This window comes from Mycobacterium sp. Root135, from assembly GCF_001426545.1.
In the GTDB taxonomy this organism is placed as follows: domain Bacteria; phylum Actinomycetota; class Actinomycetes; order Mycobacteriales; family Mycobacteriaceae; genus Mycobacterium.
The window spans coordinates 22,045-38,705 of the sequence record NZ_LMEZ01000006.1 but is presented as its reverse complement, the minus strand read 5'-3'; the positions used below and the strand labels follow the sequence as shown (position 1 = coordinate 38,705).

The following is a 16,661-nucleotide window of genomic DNA, read 5'->3' as shown; positions in this document are numbered from 1 at the left end:
GCACGGCGCGTCGGTGCTGCCCAGCGTTAGGCCGTCGACGATTCGAATTGCCACCATGAGTGATCCCCGTCACGTTCGCGCGCGCCCTGTTCCGTCCCGCACCAAACCCACTTAACCGGTACCGCCGGTACTAACTTCAACTCAACTGATCGGCACGACGCAGGAGGAACGGCAATGGTGGGACTCGTCGCATTCGGGGCATTGGTGCTCGTATTGCTGGTGTTACTAGGCCTTCCCTACAACCAATCGTGGTACGGCCGTTGGGGCAACTCCGACCGGTAACCCCGATGCGGTACGAATGGTAGGTGCACCAGCCCACCGTTCTCCTGCTGTCCACGTCGGATACCGACCTGATGACGGCTCGCGCCAGCGGTGCGCGGTACCGGTGGATGAACCCCAGCCGCCTCGTCGACGACGAGCTCGACTCGCTCCTCGATGGCGTCGACGTCGCGGTCGTACGAATCCTGGGTGGCTACCGCAGCTGGCAGGACGGCATCGACGCCGTCGTCGCCAAGGGCATTCCCACGGTCGTCATCAGTGGTGAGCAGGCGCCCGACGCCGACCTGATGAGCCATTCCACGGTGCCCGCGGGCGTCGCCCTGCAGACCCACGTTTACCTGGCCCAGGGTGGCGTCGCGAATCTCGAACAGCTGCACGCCTTCTTGAGTGACACGCTGCTGATGACGGGCTTCGGATTCTCGCCCCCGGAGGCCACCCCGACCTGGGGCGTGCTGGAGTGCCCCGCGGGCAACGTCACCACCAACGACGGACCGCGTGTTGCGGTCCTCTTCTATCGAGCCCAGCACCTGGCTGGCAATACGGCCTACGTCGGCGCGCTGTGCCACGCGATCGACGCCGCGGGCGGGCAACCCGTGCCGATCTACGCCGCGTCGCTGCGGACGCCGGAACCCGACCTGCTGGAACTCCTCGGCACCGTCGACGCGTTGGTGACGACGGTGCTGGCCGCGGGCGGCGCCGTACCGGCCACGGTGACCGCCGGCGGGGCCGACGACACCTGGAACGTGGCGCACCTGGCCGCGCTGAACATCCCCATCCTGCAAGGTCTGTGCCTGACGTCGTCGCGGAAGCAGTGGAGCGAGAACGACGACGGCATGAGCCCGCTCGACGTGGCGACTCAGGTGGCGGTGCCCGAATTCGACGGTCGCATCATCACGGTTCCGTTCTCGTTCAAGGAGATCGACGACGAGGGACTGATCTCCTACGTCGCCGACCCCGAGCGCTGCGCGCGGGTTGCGGGTCTTGCGGTGCGTCAAGCGCGGCTTCGACGCATCGCGCCTGCCGACAAGCGGGTGGCGCTGGTGTTCTCCGCCTACCCGACCAAGCACGCGCGCATCGGCAACGCCGTGGGTCTCGACACCCCGGCGAGCGCCGTCGGACTGCTCCACGCGATGCGCGACGCCGGCTATCAGATCGGGGAGATACCCGGCGTCGAGGCCAACGACGGCGACGCGCTGATCCACGCGCTGATCGAACGCGGTGGCCAGGATCCCGACTGGCTGACCGAAGAACAGTTGGCGCGCAACCCGATCCGAGTGTCGGCCAAGGACTACCGGGCGTGGTTCGCCACCCTGCCAAGCGGGCTGGCCGACGCCGTCGTCGAACACTGGGGACCGCCGCCCGGCGACCTGTTCGTCGACCGAACGCATGACCCCGATGGTGAAATCGTCATTGCCGCAATGCAATCCGACAACATCGTGATCATGGTGCAGCCGCCCCGCGGGTTCGGTGCCAACCCGGTCGCGATCTATCACGACCCCGACCTGCCGCCGAGTCACCACTACCTGGCCGCCTACCGGTGGCTCGACGCGGAGTTCGACAACGGGTTTCGGGCCGACGCCGTCGTCCACCTCGGCAAGCACGGCAACCTGGAATGGTTGCCCGGCAAGACACTTGGCATGTCGTCGACGTGTGGCACCGACGCGGCGCTCGGCGACCTTCCGCTGATCTACCCGTTCCTGGTCAACGATCCGGGCGAGGGCACCCAGGCCAAGCGCCGAGCCCACGCCGTCCTGGTCGACCACCTGATCCCGCCCATGGCGCGTGCGGAGAGCTACGGCGACATCGCCCGGCTCGAGCAGTTGCTCGACGAACACTCCAACATTGCGACGCTCGACCCCGGCAAGCTGCCCGCCATCCGTCAGCAGATCTGGACGCTGATGCGGGCGGCCAAGATGGACCACGACCTTGGGCTCGAGGACCGTCCCGACGAGGACGTCTTCGACGACATGCTGCTGCACGTCGACGGTTGGCTGTGCGAGATCAAGGACGTCCAGATTCGCGACGGACTGCACATCCTCGGCCAGGCTCCCGTCGGGGAGGCCGAGCTGGACCTGGTGCTCGCCATCCTGCGGGCGCGGCAACTCTTTGGCGGCGAACACACCGTGCCGGGCCTTCGGCAGGCGCTCGGCCTTGCCGAGGACGGTACCGACGTCAGAGGGGCGGTCGACGCCGCGGAGGAACGCGCGCGTGAGCTGGTCGCCGCACTGGCCGCCACCGACTGGGACGTCGCCGCGGTCGACGGGATCACCGACAACCCGGAGGTGGCCAGCGTCTTGCGCTTCGCTGCCACCGAGGTGGTGCCGCGGCTGCGCGAGACCGACAACGAGGTCGCCCAGATCCTGCGTGCGCTCGACGGGGGCTTCATCTCGGCGGGCCCGTCGGGTTCGCCGCTGCGCGGTCTCGTCAACGTGCTGCCGACGGGCCGCAACTTCTACTCGGTCGACCCGAAGGCCGTGCCGTCTCGACTGGCGTGGGAAACCGGTGTCGCCCTTGCCGATTCGCTGCTGGAGCGCTATCACGCCGACCACGGTGAGTGGCCCAGATCGGTCGGCCTCTCGGTGTGGGGCACCTCGGCCATGCGCACCTCGGGTGACGACATCGCCGAAGTGCTCGCCCTGATAGGCGTCCAGCCGATTTGGGACGACGCGTCACGCCGGGTCGTCGACCTGGAGCCCATCGACCTGGCCGAGCTCGGGCGCCCGCGCATCGACGTCACCGTCCGGATCTCGGGCTTCTTCCGCGACGCCTTCCCTCACGTGGTGACCATGATCGACGACGCGGTCAGCATGGTCGCCGAACTCGACGAGACCGACGAGCAGAACTACGTCAGGGCCCACGCCAGGGTCGACTTCGCCGACCACGGCGATCAACGCCGCTCCACGACGCGAATCTTCGGGTCGAAGCCGGGGACCTACGGGGCCGGTCTGCTGCAGCTGATGGACAGCAAGAACTGGCGTGACGACGCCGACCTCGCGGAGGTCTACACCGCGTGGGGCGGCTTCGCGTACGGCCGCGGCCTCGACGGCGCCGCCGCCAGCGACGACATGAACAGGCAGTACCGCCGAATCGCGGTCGCCGCGAAGAACATCGACACCCGCGAACACGACATCGCCGACTCCGACGACTACTTCCAGTACCACGGCGGGATGGTCGCGACCGTGCGCGCGCTGACGGGCAAGGACCCCGAGGCCTACATCGGAGACAACACCCGGCCGGAGGCGGTGCGCACCCGCACGCTGTCCGAGGAGACCACGCGGGTGTTCCGCGCGCGGGTGGTCAACCCGCGCTGGATGTCGGCGATGCGCAGGCACGGCTACAAGGGCGCCTTCGAAATGGCCGCCACCGTCGACTACCTGTTCGGGTACGACGCGACGGCGGGCGTGATGGCCGACTGGATGTACGAGCGGCTGGCGGGGGAGTACGTCCTCGACGAGGAGAACCGCAAGTTCATGAACGAGTCCAACCCGTGGGCGCTGCACGGGATGGCCGAGCGGCTGTTGGAGGCCGCGGGACGGGGCATGTGGGCCGAGCCGGAGTCGGACACCCTCGCCGGGCTGCGGCAGGTGCTGCTCGAGACCGAAGGCGACCTGGAGGGTTAGATTCAGCACATGGCTCCCACGTTCGCCGAGGTCGCGAAGTCCGAGTACGTGCTGTTGACGACGTTCACAAAGGACGGCGGTCCCAAGCCGACCGCCATCTGGGTGGCACCGGACGGCAACCGCGTGGTGGCGATCACCCAGGAGAAGTCCTGGAAGGTCAAGCGGATTCGCAACACGCCCCGGGTGACCATCGCCGAGTGCGACCGCGGCGGCAAGCCGAAGGGTGAGGCGGTCGAGGCGGTGGCGGTAATCCTGGACAAGTCGCAGACGCAGGCCGTGTACGACGCGATCAGCAAGCGCTACGGCATCATCGGCAAGTTGTTCAACCTCTTCAGCAAGCTCAAGGGCGGCATGAAGAACAACGTCGGCATCGAGCTGAAGGCTTCTAGCTAGTGCCCAACTTCGAGGACGTCTACCGCGAGAAGTACCTGTTGCTGACGACGTTCACCAAGGACGGCAGGCCCAAGCCGACGCCGATCTGGGGCGTCCCCGACGGCGACAAGCTGGTGATCAGCACCGACAAGGGGTCGTGGAAGACCAAGCGCATCAACAACACTCCGCGCGTGACGATCCAGAAGTGCGGCGTGCTCGGCAAGGTGAAGGGCGAGCCGGTGGAAGCCGTCGCGCGGATGCTGCCCGAATCCGACACCCGGCGCGTGTTCGACATGGCGACCAAGCGCTTCTGGTATCACGCCTGGTGGTGGATTCCTCAGGCGCTCATCCGCGGTGGCGTCGACGAGGTGCACGCCGCGATCGAGATCCGCGCGGTCGACGCACCCGCGGCGGGTTAGGAACCCCGGCGGCCTGCGGAACGTTGTCACGGTATGGCAATGCGGCTCTTCCTGGTCTACGTCCTCGTCGAATTGGCGGTCGTGGTCGCCCTGGTGTCCACGATCGGTTTCGGGTGGACGTTCCTCCTGGTGGTCGGCACCTTCGCGCTGGGCCTCGTGCTGGCCGGCTCGCAGGTGAAGCGCCAGGTGCAACGGCTGCGGACCGGTTTGGCCTCCCCGCAGGGCGCGGTGTCCGACGGAGCGTTGGTGGCTCTCGGTGGTGTGCTCACCGTCGTGCCCGGCCTCGTCACCTCGGTGCTGGGTGTCCTACTCCTGCTGCCTCCCACCCGCGCCGCCGCCCGCCCGGTGGTGGCCGCCATCGCCGCCCGTAGCCTCGGTCGAATGCCAGTCATCGTCACCACCGCCGGTGGTGCGCCGTTCCGCGCCACCCGCAGCACCGAATACGTCGACGGCGAAGTCGTCGACGTAACCGACGTCGAGCAGCCTCGGCTGCCCCGACATCCCGACGTCGCTTGACGACGCTTCTGCTCGGCGGCCGCGTCTACAGCGCGGCCATGCCGGACGCGACGGCGATCGCCATCAGCGACGGGCCGGACGGCGTCGTCTCGTGGTTGGGCACCGACGACGTCGGCCGCAGGCAGTTTCCCGACGCCCGCGTCGTCGACCTCGACGGTGGCTTCGTGACGCCCGCGTTCGTCGACGGTCACGTCCACGTCACCGCCACCGGGCTCGCACTGGTGGGCCTCGACCTTCGGCCCGCGACGTCGCACGATGACGTGCTGCGGCGCGTCGGCGACTACGCCCGCCGCCATCCCGACGGGCCCATCTGGGGTCACGGGTGGGACGAATCGGGGTGGCAGGACCGGGCCGCTCCCACCACCGCCGACCTCGACGGCCTGCTCGGCGACCGGCCGGCGTACCTGGCGCGGGTGGACGTGCACTCCGCGGCGGCGTCGACCGCGCTGCGCTCGACCGTGCCCGGGCTGACGGCCGCTGCCGGGTACCACGACCAGTTGCCGCTGACGGCGCACGCCCATCACCTGGTGCGCGCCGCGGCCAGAGCGTCGCTGACCCCCGACCAACGCCGCGAGGCCCGGGTCGCGGCCCTCGACCTCGCGGCCCGGTCCGGAATTGCGGCCGTGCACGAGTGCGCCGGACCCGACATCGGGGGACTCGACGACTGGCGCGAGCTTCGCGCGCTGCAACACGGCGTCGAGGTGGTCGGCTACTGGGGCGAGGCGGTCACGACGGCCGCCCAGGCCCGAGACCTGGTGGACGACCTCGGAGTCAACGGATTGGCCGGTGACCTCTTCGTCGACGGCGCGCTCGGCTCCCACACGGCGGCGCTGCTCGAGGCCTACGCCGACGCGCCGGGCTGCTTCGGCAACACCTACCTCGACGGCGCGGCCGTCGAGGCGCATCTGGACGCGTGCACCGAGGCGAGGATCGCCGCGGGCTTTCACGTCATCGGCGACGCGGCCGTCACCGCGGTGGTGGACGCCCTGGCGCGCGTGGTGGACCGTCACGGCGCCCCCGCCGTCGCCCGCTGCGGGCACCGGCTCGAGCACCTCGAGATGGTGTCCGAGCAGCAGGCGGCCCTGTTGGGAAGCTGGGGTGTGATCGCCAGCATGCAACCGAACTTCGACGCCCTGTGGGGCGGTCCCGACGGCATGTACGCCCGGCGATTGGGGCCGGAGCGGGCCGGTCGGCTCAACCCGTTGGCGCTGTTAGCATCCCAAGGCGTGCCACTCTGCTTCGGTTCCGATACGCCGGTCACCGGCATGAATCCGTGGGAGACGGTGCGGGCCGCGACCGCCCATCACACCCCGGGCAGCGCGTTGTCGGCGCGTGCCGCGTTCGCCGCCGCCACCCGTGGGGCGTGGCGAGCCGGCGGCATCCGCGACGGCGTCGCGGGCACGCTGGCCCCCGGTGCACCGGCGACCTACGCGGTGTGGGACGTGCCCGATGGCCTCGAGGCGCTTGAAGTGGCCACCCCCGCCGACACCGTCGCCCGGTGGTCCACCGATCCGCGATCGCGAATCCCCGCCTTGCCCCGGCTCACTCCGGGCGCACCCCTGCCGGTCTGTCGTCAGACGGTGCACCGGGGTGTCACCATTCATGGCTGACCGCCCGTTCGTGGCGCGGCTGCGGGGCGCCCTACTGCCGCGCGCCGTCCGCATCGCCGCCTCGATCGCGGCAGGCATCCTGGTCTGCGTCAGCTTCCCGCCGTTCGGTTGGTGGTTCGCCAGCTTCGTCGCCTTCGGCCTCCTGGCGTGGGTCCTGAGCCATCCGTCGACTACGAAGGCGGGCGGGTCCGGGTACGGCTTCCTGTTCGGGCTGGCGTTCTACGTTCCATTGCTGCCGTGGATCAGCGGATTCGTCGGAGCCATGCCCTGGTTGGCGCTCTCGGCGATGGAGGCACTCTTCCCCGCCGTCTTCGGCCTCCTCGCCGTCGTGGTGCGGAAGCTGCCCGGCTGGCCGGTGTGGTTCGCCTGTCTGTGGGTGCTGTCCGAGTGGCTGAAGTCGACCGTCCCGTTCGGCGGATTCCCATGGGGCGTCGTCGGATACGGGCAGGACGACGGTCCGCTGCTGGTCGTCGCGCACTTCGGTGGCGTCCCGCTGGTGTCGTTCGCGGTCGCACTGGTCGGATTCGGCCTCGGCGGGATCGCCATTGAGGTGGCGAGGTGGTGGCGCACCGACCACCACACCGGGCGACTGGACCTCCCCGCGATCCTCGTGCCCGGTGCGAGCGTGGCGCTGGTGCTCGTCATCGTCGCCGGCGGCACGCCGTTCGTCAGGCGGTCCGGCGTTGGCGCGGGGGACGACCCGACCACGACCGTGGCGGCGGTACAGGGCAACGTGCCGCGCCTGGGTCTCGACTTCAACTCCCAGCGGCGGGCGGTGCTCGACAACCACGTCGCCGAGACGTTGCGCCTCGCCGAGGACGTCCGCGCCGGTCACTCACCGCAGCCCGACGTCGTCATCTGGCCAGAGAACTCGTCGGACATCGATCCGATCGTCAACAAGGACGCCGCCGACCAGATCGGCGCCGCCGCCGACGCCATCGACGCTCCCATTCTCGTCGGAGCCGTCGTGGCGGCGCCGGGCTACACCCCGGAGGACCCGCAGGCGACCAACACGGTGATCGTGTGGGACGGGGCCAACGGACCCGGCGAACGCCACGACAAGAAGATCGTCCAGCCGTTCGGCGAGTACCTGCCGTGGCGGAGCTTCTTCCGTAAGTTGTCGTCTTTCGCCGACCGCGCGGGGTACTTCGTGCCCGGCGACGGCAACGGTGTCGTCCACGCCGCAGGCATCCCGATCGGGGTGACGACGTGCTGGGAGGTCATCTTCGACCGCGCCGCCCGAGAATCGGTGCTCAACGGGGCGCAGTTCCTCGCCGTACCCACCAACAACGCGACGTTCGACGAGTCGATGAGCGCCCAGCTGCTCTCCTTCGCGAGGCTGCGGGCCGTCGAACACGACCGGTTCGTCGTCGTCGCGGGAACCGTCGGAATCAGCGCCGTGATCGGGCCGGACGGGCAGGAACTGTCCCGCACCGGGTTCTTCGAGCCCGCCTACCTGGACGCCCAGATCCGGCTCAAGACCAGCCTGACGCCCGCCACGCGCTGGGGCCCGGCCATCCAGGGGTTGATCGTGATCGCTGGTGTTGCGGCTCTCGCATGGGCGATGCTGCACAATGGATCGCTGGCGGATAAGTTCGCGCGTCGCCGCCGCAAGGTGGCGACCGCGGAGAAGTCCAAGACGAAGGAGTGACATGACCGACGAGCGTGATCGCGCATGATTCAGGGTGGCGACCGCCCCAGTCAGCGCACGCTGGTCATCATTCCGACCTACAACGAGCGGGAAAACCTGCCGTTGATCGTCGGGCGGGTGCACGCGGCGCGACCGGACGTGCACGTCCTCGTGGTCGACGACGGTAGCCCCGACGGCACCGGCGAGCTGGCCAACGAGCTGTCGTTGGCCGACCCCGACCGGATCCACGTGATGCACCGCACCGCGAAGGCCGGTCTCGGCGCCGCGTACCTGGCGGGCTTCGCGTGGGGGCTCGGCAGGGCCTACACGGTGCTGGTGGAGATGGACGCCGACGGCTCGCACGCGCCGGAGGAGCTGTACCGACTGCTCGACGCGGTCGACGCCGGCGCCGACTTGGCGATCGGATCGCGATACGTCGACGGCGGCACGGTGCGCAATTGGCCGCGGCGGCGAATGGTGTTGTCGCGCACGGCAAACGGATACTCCCGCATATCGCTGGGAGTGGACGTCAACGACATCACCGCGGGCTACCGCGCCTACCGTCGCGAAGTGCTCGAGAAGATCGACCTCGCGGCCGTCGACTCAAAGGGATATTGCTTCCAGGTGGACCTGACGTGGCGCACCATCAGCGCGGGATTCGTCGTCAAGGAGGTGCCCATCACCTTCACCGAACGCGAACTGGGCAAGTCCAAGATGAGCGGGTCGAACATCCGCGAAGCGATCTTCAAGATCGCCGAGTGGGGCATCCGCGGGCGCTTGGATCGCGCCCGCGGAGTCGTGCGCTAGCTGCTGCTTCCGCGGCGGCGGGTCTTGATGATGTCGAGCCGCTCCTTGAGCAGCTCGTCGAGCTCCTCCACCGAACGGCGCTCCAGCAGCATGTCCCAGTGGGTACGCGGGGGCTTCACCTTCTTGGGCTCGGGCACGTCACCGTCGATCAGCGTGCCCTCGAGGCCGTTGCGGCACGGCCATGTGCCCGGGATCTCAGCCTCGTCGGCGAAGGGGACTTCGAACTCCTCGCCGTTGTCGGTCCGGTACTTGGCCATCTGACGCGGCGCCAGGTCATGGTTTCGATCGGTCTCGTAGCTCACGGCTCCGAGTCGACTACCTCTCAGGACACGATCAGCCATAGTCACTACTCCTCATCAGACAAACGTTCCGCGGGTAACAACGCTGCCGTGTGGCATGAAGTTCCCGACGCGACTGTCCATGATACCGGGATGGACGGGGTGAGCCGTTTACAGTCGAGTGCCGTGGCCCCTGAAACCCGACGGCGAACGAAAATCCAACCGTGCCGTTGGTGTGGTCGCGAGGTTCCCGACGCCGGGATGGGCCGACGTCGGCAGTACTGCAGGCAGTCCTGCCGCCAACGTGCGTACGAGCAGCGCGCCATGGTCAAGGGCACGTCGGTGGCCCCCGATTCGGTGGTGCTGTCCGCCGAGGAGGCAGCGCAGCTCTCCGATCGCGTGTACCAGGTGAGGTGCGCCGCCGAGGACATGGCGACGGCCATCGACGAAGGTGCCGACGGTTCGGAGCTCCGCGACCTGTGCGACGCCCTGATGCGTGCCGCCAAGGCGGCCGACGGCTGGCGATAAGGCCTGGTAGACGACGCGGAGAAATTTCTTTCGAACCGACTGAACCATTCCGCGGGGTCGCCCGTCGTTCCTCCTGACAGCGCCTCAAGGGGGCGCAACGCCAGAAGGGAAACACCGTGACCGTGCTATCGCCGCTTCCATGGGCCGCCTCCGATCTCGAGCCCGCTTCCGATCTCGAGCCCGCCGTGTGGTTCTTCGGTGACTTCGTCCTTGACCTTCCGCGCTACGAGCTGCGGCGGAACGGGGTTTCCGTCCCGGTCGAGCCCCAGGTGTTCGACGTTCTGATCCAACTCGTGAAGCACCACCACAGGGTCGTCACGAAGATCGAGCTGTTCGACGCCGTGTGGGGCGGCCGGTTCGTGGGGGAGGCCGCACTGTCCAGCCGGATCAAGGCGGTGCGGCGCGCGCTCGGTGACGACGGAGTGTCGCAGCATGTCATTCGCACCGTTCGCGGACGGGGATACCAGTTCGTCGGAGCACTGCGCACCACCGACGAACCCACCGACGACGGGGCCGATCTCGACGAGGTGGGCACCGAAGTCGTGCTGAACGTCCGGCGCCCGCATGCTCGGCGCGTGCGGACGCACGGCAACCGCTACCGCGTCGCACCGTCGACGCGCCGCCGGGAGTTCCACGGTCCGCCCAGGTGAAGCGCGCGCCGCGGGACTTGTCGTCGAACCGGGAATGAATCGGAGGATTGGGTATGTTTCAAGTTCGGGCGTCACCGCGATGTGCAGTGCTAGCCGTCAGCCGCGTCAACCACGGACCGATGAAGGAACTAGCGCACGATGCCGGACGATCCAGCGAACGCCGAGCTGTTGCGGGTCATCCACGACGAGCACGGGCCTTCGTTGAATCGCTTCGTCCTGCGTCTGACGCGGGGCGACCGGGAATTCGCCGAGGACGTCGTCCAGGAGTCGCTTCTGCGGCTGTGGCAGAACGGCACCATCCTCACCACCTACTCCGAGGACTCGACGCGGGCGTGGCTCTACACGGTGGCCAGGAACTTGGTCATCGACGACCGGCGCAGTTCCCGCTACAAACGCGAGTTCCAGACCGACACCGTCCCCGAGCGGAGTTCACCGGACCTGTTCGGGCCGGCGGTCGACAAGTTCGTCGTCTCCGAAGCCCTTCGATCCCTGAGTCCTGAGCACCGGACCGTGTTGGTACGAGCGCACTATCTTGGACAAACCGCCGTTGAGATCGCGCGGCACGAGGGTATCCCTCCGGGAACCGTCAAATCGCGGCTGCACTACGCACTACGCGCGCTCCGCGTGGCCTTGGAGGAAAGGGGGGTCGTCCAATGACCTCCGAACGCGACATGGCCGAGTGGGACGCCGCCTATCTCCTCGGCGCCCTCTCTGCGGACGAGGCCGCCGATTACGAGCGGTACCTGGCCGACTCGCCTGAGTCCGCCGACCCATGGGACCCGACCGACCTACCCGCCATCCTGGACGTGCTGTCTCCCGAGGAGGCACTGGCCCTGCTCGACGACGGACCGGCGACCGAGAAGCTGGAGGACGTCGGCTCTGCGCCTGCGCCTGCGTCGTTCGCCGCGGCGGCAGAACGGCGACGGACCCGCTCCCGCGGTGCTCGGGTGGCGACGGCGCTCGCGTCGGCCGCGGCCTTCCTGCTCATAGGTGGTCTCGTCGGATATGCCGTCATCCCACACCAATCGTCGACCGGGGTGTCGCTGCAGGCGATGGCTCCCGGTGAGCGACAGGGCGTCACGGCGTCGCTGGCGCTCTCCGACGAACCGTGGGGAACCCGCCTGGATTGGGAATGCCAGTACACCAAGGACTGGGCGGTGAAGGCCACCGGCTACGACATGGTCGTCACGACCAAGAACGGCGCCGAGACCACCGTCGCTTCGTGGCGCCCGTCGGGCACCGAGAAGCAGGCGTCGAATCTTGCTGCGGCAACGGTGATTCCGAAGTCGGATATCCGTACCGTCACCATCCGGGAGTCCGGATCCGCCACGCCGCTTGCGGTCACCGCCCTGGCCTGAGGGCGGCGGTGACTGGGGATCTCCATGCGATCTCCTGACAATCTCCATGTAACGACGTTCGGCCGGGAGAAGCATGGCCGACATGAAAACTCTCCTTCGCACACTGCTCGTCATGGTGGCCGGACTCGTGGTCCTTGGCGCCCTGTCCGCTTGCTCCGGCGGGTCGCCGGGGCCCTCGTCGAGTGCCGCCGCCCCCGCTCCGCCGCCGAAAGCCGCCACCTACGTGGCGGACATGGAGGCCGACGGGAAGAAGATGACCATCGGCATCTCGGTCGACGGTGACCGGATCGCCGCGTACGCCTGCAACGGCGTCGACGACGAGGCGTGGTTCTTCGGCACCCGGACCGACGGCAAGGTCGACGTCACCAACAAGTTCCGCGACACCCTCGCGGCGTCCTTCGTCGGCTCCGATCTGACGGGCTCCGATCTGACGGGCAACGTCGTCATGAACGGCACGAACTACACGTTCACCGCCGCCGCGGTGGCCGACCCCGCCGGGGTGTACACGGTGGACCTGGACGGGATTCGGTCCTCCTGGATCGTGCGCCCCGACGGTTCGGTGACCGGCGTTCAGTTCAACGGCGGCATCACCGGACGCGACTTCGAACAGGCCGAGTTGCAACAGCTCAACACCGCGCAGTTCCAGGCGCAGGTGCGCAACAAACGGGTTCTGCAGCAGGCGGATCAGGCGGTCAGCCTTCAGAACCGCACCCTCAGCTCGAAGATCAACGGTCGCAGCGTGACTGCACGGACCGTCACCGGCAGCACGCGGTTCGGCTAGCGCGCCTTTGCGTCAGGGCGAGTCGAAACCTTCCCAGGTTTCGGCTCGCTCCGTAGCGTCGGCTCATCGTGACTACCTCCGTCGTGCCTCCCTCCGTGACCACGGTGGGTTCGGCGACCGCGAAAGGCCTTTTGCGCCAGCGCAAGTGGGGGCTGATCCGGCTGGCTTCGCCGATCGTCCTGCTGGCGCTGTGGCAACTGGGGAGCGCGCTCGGCCTCATCCCCCAGGACGTCCTGCCCGCACCGTCGTTGATCCTCGAGGCGGGTGTCGACCTGATCAAGAGCGGTGAACTGGCCGACGCGCTCGGCGTGTCGGGGGTACGCGTCGTCGAGGGCTTGCTCCTCGGCGGCATGATCGGCGTCGCGCTCGGTACCGCCGTCGGTCTCTCGCCGTGGTTCGAGGCAACCGTCGACCCACCGATGCAGATGCTCCGGGCGCTACCGCATCTCGGTCTGATCCCGCTCTTCATCCTGTGGTTCGGCATCGGCGAGCTGCCGAAGGTGCTCCTGGTCGCGCTCGGCGTCAGCTTCCCGCTCTACCTCAACACGTTCTCCGCGATCAGGCAGGTCGATCCCAAGCTCTTCGAAACCGCTCAGGTGCTTGGCTTCTCGTTCTGGCAGCGATTCCGCACCATCATCGTGCCGAGCGCGGCGCCGCAGGTGCTCGTCGGCTTGCGCCAGTCCCTGGCGATAGCGTGGCTCACACTCATCGTGGCCGAGCAGATCAACGCCGACAAGGGAATTGGATACCTGATCAACAACGCCCGTGACTTCCTGCGCATCGACGTCATCATCTTCGGCCTGATCGTCTACGCGATGCTCGGCATCGGCACCGACGCAATCGTGCGGGTCGCCGAGCGACGCGCCCTGAGGTACCGCTCATGACCGTTACCTCCGATCGGCGGACCGGAGTCGCCGGCCAGCTCAGCCACGTTGACAAGTGGTACGGCGAGCACCACGTCCTCGACGACGTGTCCGTGCAGATCGGCAACGGCGAGATCGTCGCGCTGATCGGTCGCAGCGGATCGGGTAAGTCGACGGTGCTCCGCGTGCTGGCAGGTCTGTCGACCGAACACACCGGCGAGCGCGTGGTCGCCGGTGCGCCCGCCTTGGCGTTCCAGGAGCCGCGGCTGTTCCCGTGGCGCGACGTGCGCACCAACGTCGGCTACGGGCTGACCCGAATCCGACTGTCCAAGGCCGAGATCGCGACCCGCGCCGACAGTGCGCTGGCCGACGTCGAACTCACCGATCGCGCGGACGCCTGGCCGCTGACGTTGTCCGGCGGTCAGGCCCAACGGGTGTCGCTGGCCAGGGCGCTGGTGGGCGAGCCGGAACTGCTGCTGCTCGACGAACCGTTCGGAGCCCTCGACGCGTTGACCCGGTTGTCGATGCGCGCCTTGCTGCTCGACCTGTGGCGCGAGCACCACTTCGGCGTGCTCCTGGTGACCCACGACGTCGACGAAGCCGTGGCCCTGGCCGACCGGGTGCTGGTCCTCGACGAGGGACGCGTGATCCACGAACTCGCGATCGACGACGCGCGGCGCTCGCCGTCTGACCCGTCGGCCAACACCGAGCGTTACCGCGCCGAGCTGCTCGACCAGCTCGGCGTCGCGCTCTGACAACACACCATCGATTCTCAGGGGGAACAGTCATGCCCACATTCAGACGAGGGATGGCCGTCCGCGTCGCAGTAGTGCTGACGCTGGCCGGAGTGCTTGCCGGCTGCGTGTCGCGAGAGGAGAGCGCGGGAACGCAACAGGCACCGGCCACGGTGCCGTTGTCCGAGCTGTCCGACGTGACCCTGCAGGTCGGCGACCAGAAGGGCGGCACCGAGTCACTGCTGAATGCCGCGGGTGTCCTGAACGATCTGCCGTACAAGGTCGAGTTCTCGACCTTCACCTCGGGACCACCGCAGATCGAGGCGGCGACCGCGGGCAAGATCGACTTCGCCGTCACCGGCAACACCCCGCCGATTTTCGGCGCCGCCTCAGGGGCGAAGGTGAAGGTGGTGACGGCCTACGAGAACGGGGGCGACGGCGATCGTATCCTGGTGCGGGCGGACTCGCCGATCAAGACGGTTGCCGACCTGCGTGGCAAGAGCGTGGCGGTCGGCAAGGGCAGCTCCGCCCACGGGCACATCCTGGCCCAGCTGCAGAAGGCCGGGTTGTCGCCCGCGGACGTGAAGTTGGTGTTCCTGCAACCCGCTGACGCGTTGACCGCCTTCACCAGCGGGCAGGCCGACGCGTGGGCGATCTGGGACCCCTACACTGCGCAGGTCGAGCAGCAGGCTGTGCGCAGCATCGCCGAGGCGACCGGCGTCACCAACGGTGCGGGGTTCGGCATCGCCTCCGACGCCGCGCTGGCCGACCCGAAGCGCAACTCCGCGCTGAGTGACCTCCTGGTGCGCTACGCCAAGGCGACCCGCTGGGCGCAGGACCATCCCGCCGAATGGGCTGCCAAGTACTCGGCGGCGGTCGGCCTGGCACTGCCGGTCGGGACCGTCGCGCAGGGCCGGAGCCTGCGGTCGTCGGTGGCGCTGTCGGACCAGCTGATCGCCTCCGAGCAGAAGCTGGCCGACCTGTTCGCCGAGACCAAGCAGATCTCGGCGGCGCCCACGTTCGCCGACTGGGTCGACCACCGCTTCGACGAAGCCCTCAAACCCTATGTCACTAAAGGAAATTAGGAGTTTCATGTCTACGGCGAAATTCTTCTGGTTCCTCCCCACCAGCGGCGACAGCCGCTCCATCGTCGCGTCGTCGCACGCCTCGGCGAACCAAGTCCTGCCGCCGAACTACCGCCACCCGACCCGGGGCTATCTCGCCGAGGTGGCGCGCGCTGCCGACCGGCTCGGCTTCGAAGGCGTCCTCACGCCGACCGGAACATGGTGTGAGGACGCCTGGTTGACGACGGCCGCCCTGCTGGCAGAGACGGAGAGGTTGAAGTTCCTCGTCGCGTTCCGTCCTGGGCTGGTACCTCCGACGCTGGCCGCGCAGCAAGCGGCGACGCTGCAACGCTTCTCCGGGGGTCGGGTGCTACTCAACATCGTGACCGGCGGTGACGACCTCGAGCAGCGGCGCTTCGGGGACTGGCTGGATCATGACGAACGCTATGCCCGCACTGGAGAATTCCTGCACATCGTCGACTCGATTTGGCGAAACGGCCCGCTGGACTTCGAGGGGAAGTACTACCACGTCGAGAACGCGATGGTGTCCTCCCCGCCAGACCCGTTGCCGCAGTTCTACTTCGGTGGTTCGTCGCCGGCCGCCATGCCCATCGCGGCCCAACACGTCGACGTGTACCTGACGTGGGGTGAGCCGCCTCGAGCGGCGGCCGCCAAGATCGCGAAGGTGCGCGAGCTTGCCGCTGCTCGCGGCCGCACCATGCGGTTCGGCATTCGGCTGCACACCATCAGCCGGGACACCTCGGCGGCCGCATGGGCGGTCGCCGACGAGCTGGTCGCCGGGCTCAGCGAAGATCAGATCGCCAAGCAGACTGCGCTACACGCCAGTTCGCAGTCGGAGGGTCAGCGGCGGATGACGGCGCTGCACGGCGGCCGGCTCGACGGCCTGGAGATCTACCCCAACCTGTGGGCGGGGGTAGGCCTGGTGCGCGGGGGAGCGGGCACTGCCCTGGTGGGCAGTCACCAAGAAGTCGCCAACCTGATCATCGAATATCACTCGCTGGGCTTCGACGAGTTCATCCTCTCGGGCTACCCGCACCTCGAGGAGGCGCACTGGTTCGCCGAGGGAGTGCTCCCGCTGCTCAAGCAGAAGGGTGTCGCCTAGTGGTGGGTCACAGCCCGCTCCTGGCTATG

General features: G+C 68.2%; 16 protein-coding genes and 1 pseudogene. 16 read left to right on the top strand and 1 reads right to left on the bottom strand.

All coding sequences use genetic code 11. The features are described 5' to 3' along the window. Positions 1 to 305 precede the first annotated feature (305 nt). From cobN to ASD37_RS16800, 7 genes are read left to right on the top strand one after another with little or no spacing between them, the layout of a single operon-like run. Positions 306 to 3,899, top strand: a complete 3,594-nt coding sequence (cobN, locus tag ASD37_RS16830) for a cobaltochelatase subunit CobN (RefSeq protein WP_162253275.1) — start codon at positions 306 to 308, stop codon at positions 3,897 to 3,899. Positions 3,900 to 3,908: 9 nt separating this feature from the next. Beyond that, positions 3,909 to 4,292: a PPOX class F420-dependent oxidoreductase gene (locus ASD37_RS16825; RefSeq protein WP_056553623.1), complete on the top strand. Its 384-nt coding sequence runs from the start codon at positions 3,909 to 3,911 to the stop codon at positions 4,290 to 4,292. After that, on the top strand, positions 4,292 to 4,690 hold the full coding sequence (locus tag ASD37_RS16820; protein ID WP_056553620.1) for a PPOX class F420-dependent oxidoreductase: 399 nt from the start codon (positions 4,292 to 4,294) through the stop codon (positions 4,688 to 4,690). Before ASD37_RS16825 ends, ASD37_RS16820 begins: the two co-directional genes overlap by 1 nt. Positions 4,691 to 4,723: 33 nt before the next feature. Beyond that, entirely contained in the window at positions 4,724 to 5,206 is a 483-nt protein-coding gene (locus tag ASD37_RS16815) for an FxsA family protein (protein ID WP_082570214.1), read from the top strand. Next, positions 5,203 to 6,816 carry an amidohydrolase gene (locus tag ASD37_RS16810; RefSeq protein ID WP_056553614.1) on the top strand — a complete coding sequence of 538 codons (1,614 nt, stop codon included), beginning with the start codon at positions 5,203 to 5,205 and terminating at the stop codon, positions 6,814 to 6,816. The genes ASD37_RS16815 and ASD37_RS16810 overlap by 4 nt, the downstream gene beginning before the upstream one ends. Beyond that, positions 6,809 to 8,467: an apolipoprotein N-acyltransferase gene (gene lnt, locus ASD37_RS16805; RefSeq protein ID WP_056553611.1), complete on the top strand. Its 1,659-nt coding sequence runs from the start codon at positions 6,809 to 6,811 to the stop codon at positions 8,465 to 8,467. The genes ASD37_RS16810 and lnt overlap by 8 nt, the downstream gene beginning before the upstream one ends. A gap of 24 nt (positions 8,468 to 8,491) precedes the next feature. Continuing rightward, complete coding sequence (locus tag ASD37_RS16800; RefSeq protein ID WP_056553608.1) at positions 8,492 to 9,253, top strand: polyprenol monophosphomannose synthase; 762 nt, start codon at positions 8,492 to 8,494, stop codon at positions 9,251 to 9,253. On the opposite strand, the gene ASD37_RS16795 is transcribed toward ASD37_RS16800, so the two are convergent. Next, entirely contained in the window at positions 9,250 to 9,594 is a 345-nt protein-coding gene (locus tag ASD37_RS16795; protein WP_056553605.1) for an RNA polymerase-binding protein RbpA, read from the bottom strand. The two genes, ASD37_RS16800 and ASD37_RS16795, sit on opposite strands and share 4 nt — an antisense overlap. A 90-nt stretch (positions 9,595 to 9,684) precedes the next feature. On the opposite strand from ASD37_RS16795, the gene ASD37_RS32000 reads away from it, so the two are divergent. The 9 genes and pseudogenes from ASD37_RS32000 to ASD37_RS16750 all read left to right on the top strand — a co-directional run bounded on the left by ASD37_RS32000 (position 9,685) and on the right by ASD37_RS16750 (position 16,632). Continuing rightward, positions 9,685 to 10,059 carry a hypothetical protein gene (locus ASD37_RS32000; protein WP_056553603.1) on the top strand — a complete coding sequence of 125 codons (375 nt, stop codon included), beginning with the start codon at positions 9,685 to 9,687 and terminating at the stop codon, positions 10,057 to 10,059. A 185-nt stretch (positions 10,060 to 10,244) separates the two neighbouring features. Next, positions 10,245 to 10,559: pseudogene (locus ASD37_RS31520) on the top strand (transcriptional regulator); the annotation flags it as partial. A gap of 288 nt (positions 10,560 to 10,847) precedes the next feature. Further along, a complete protein-coding gene (locus tag ASD37_RS16780; protein WP_056553596.1) occupies positions 10,848 to 11,366 on the top strand; it encodes a sigma-70 family RNA polymerase sigma factor in 519 nt (172 codons plus the stop codon). Beyond that, the gene (locus ASD37_RS16775; RefSeq protein ID WP_056553593.1) at positions 11,363 to 12,067 is read left to right on the top strand and encodes a hypothetical protein; all 705 of its coding nucleotides are present in this window, start codon (positions 11,363 to 11,365) and stop codon (positions 12,065 to 12,067) included. Before ASD37_RS16780 ends, ASD37_RS16775 begins: the two co-directional genes overlap by 4 nt. 82 nt (positions 12,068 to 12,149) lie before the next feature. Beyond that, complete coding sequence (locus tag ASD37_RS16770; RefSeq protein ID WP_056555245.1) at positions 12,150 to 12,848, top strand: hypothetical protein; 699 nt, start codon at positions 12,150 to 12,152, stop codon at positions 12,846 to 12,848. Between the two features lie 131 nt (positions 12,849 to 12,979). Then, a complete protein-coding gene (locus ASD37_RS16765) occupies positions 12,980 to 13,732 on the top strand; it encodes an ABC transporter permease (protein ID WP_370073069.1) in 753 nt (250 codons plus the stop codon). Continuing rightward, a complete protein-coding gene (locus tag ASD37_RS16760) occupies positions 13,729 to 14,466 on the top strand; it encodes an ABC transporter ATP-binding protein (protein ID WP_056553589.1) in 738 nt (245 codons plus the stop codon). Before ASD37_RS16765 ends, ASD37_RS16760 begins: the two co-directional genes overlap by 4 nt. A 32-nt stretch (positions 14,467 to 14,498) precedes the next feature. Beyond that, positions 14,499 to 15,530, top strand: a complete 1,032-nt coding sequence (locus ASD37_RS16755; protein WP_235568442.1) for an ABC transporter substrate-binding protein — start codon at positions 14,499 to 14,501, stop codon at positions 15,528 to 15,530. Between the two features lie 7 nt (positions 15,531 to 15,537). After that, positions 15,538 to 16,632: an LLM class flavin-dependent oxidoreductase gene (locus tag ASD37_RS16750; protein WP_056553583.1), complete on the top strand. Its 1,095-nt coding sequence runs from the start codon at positions 15,538 to 15,540 to the stop codon at positions 16,630 to 16,632. Positions 16,633 to 16,661: the final 29 nt, after the last annotated feature.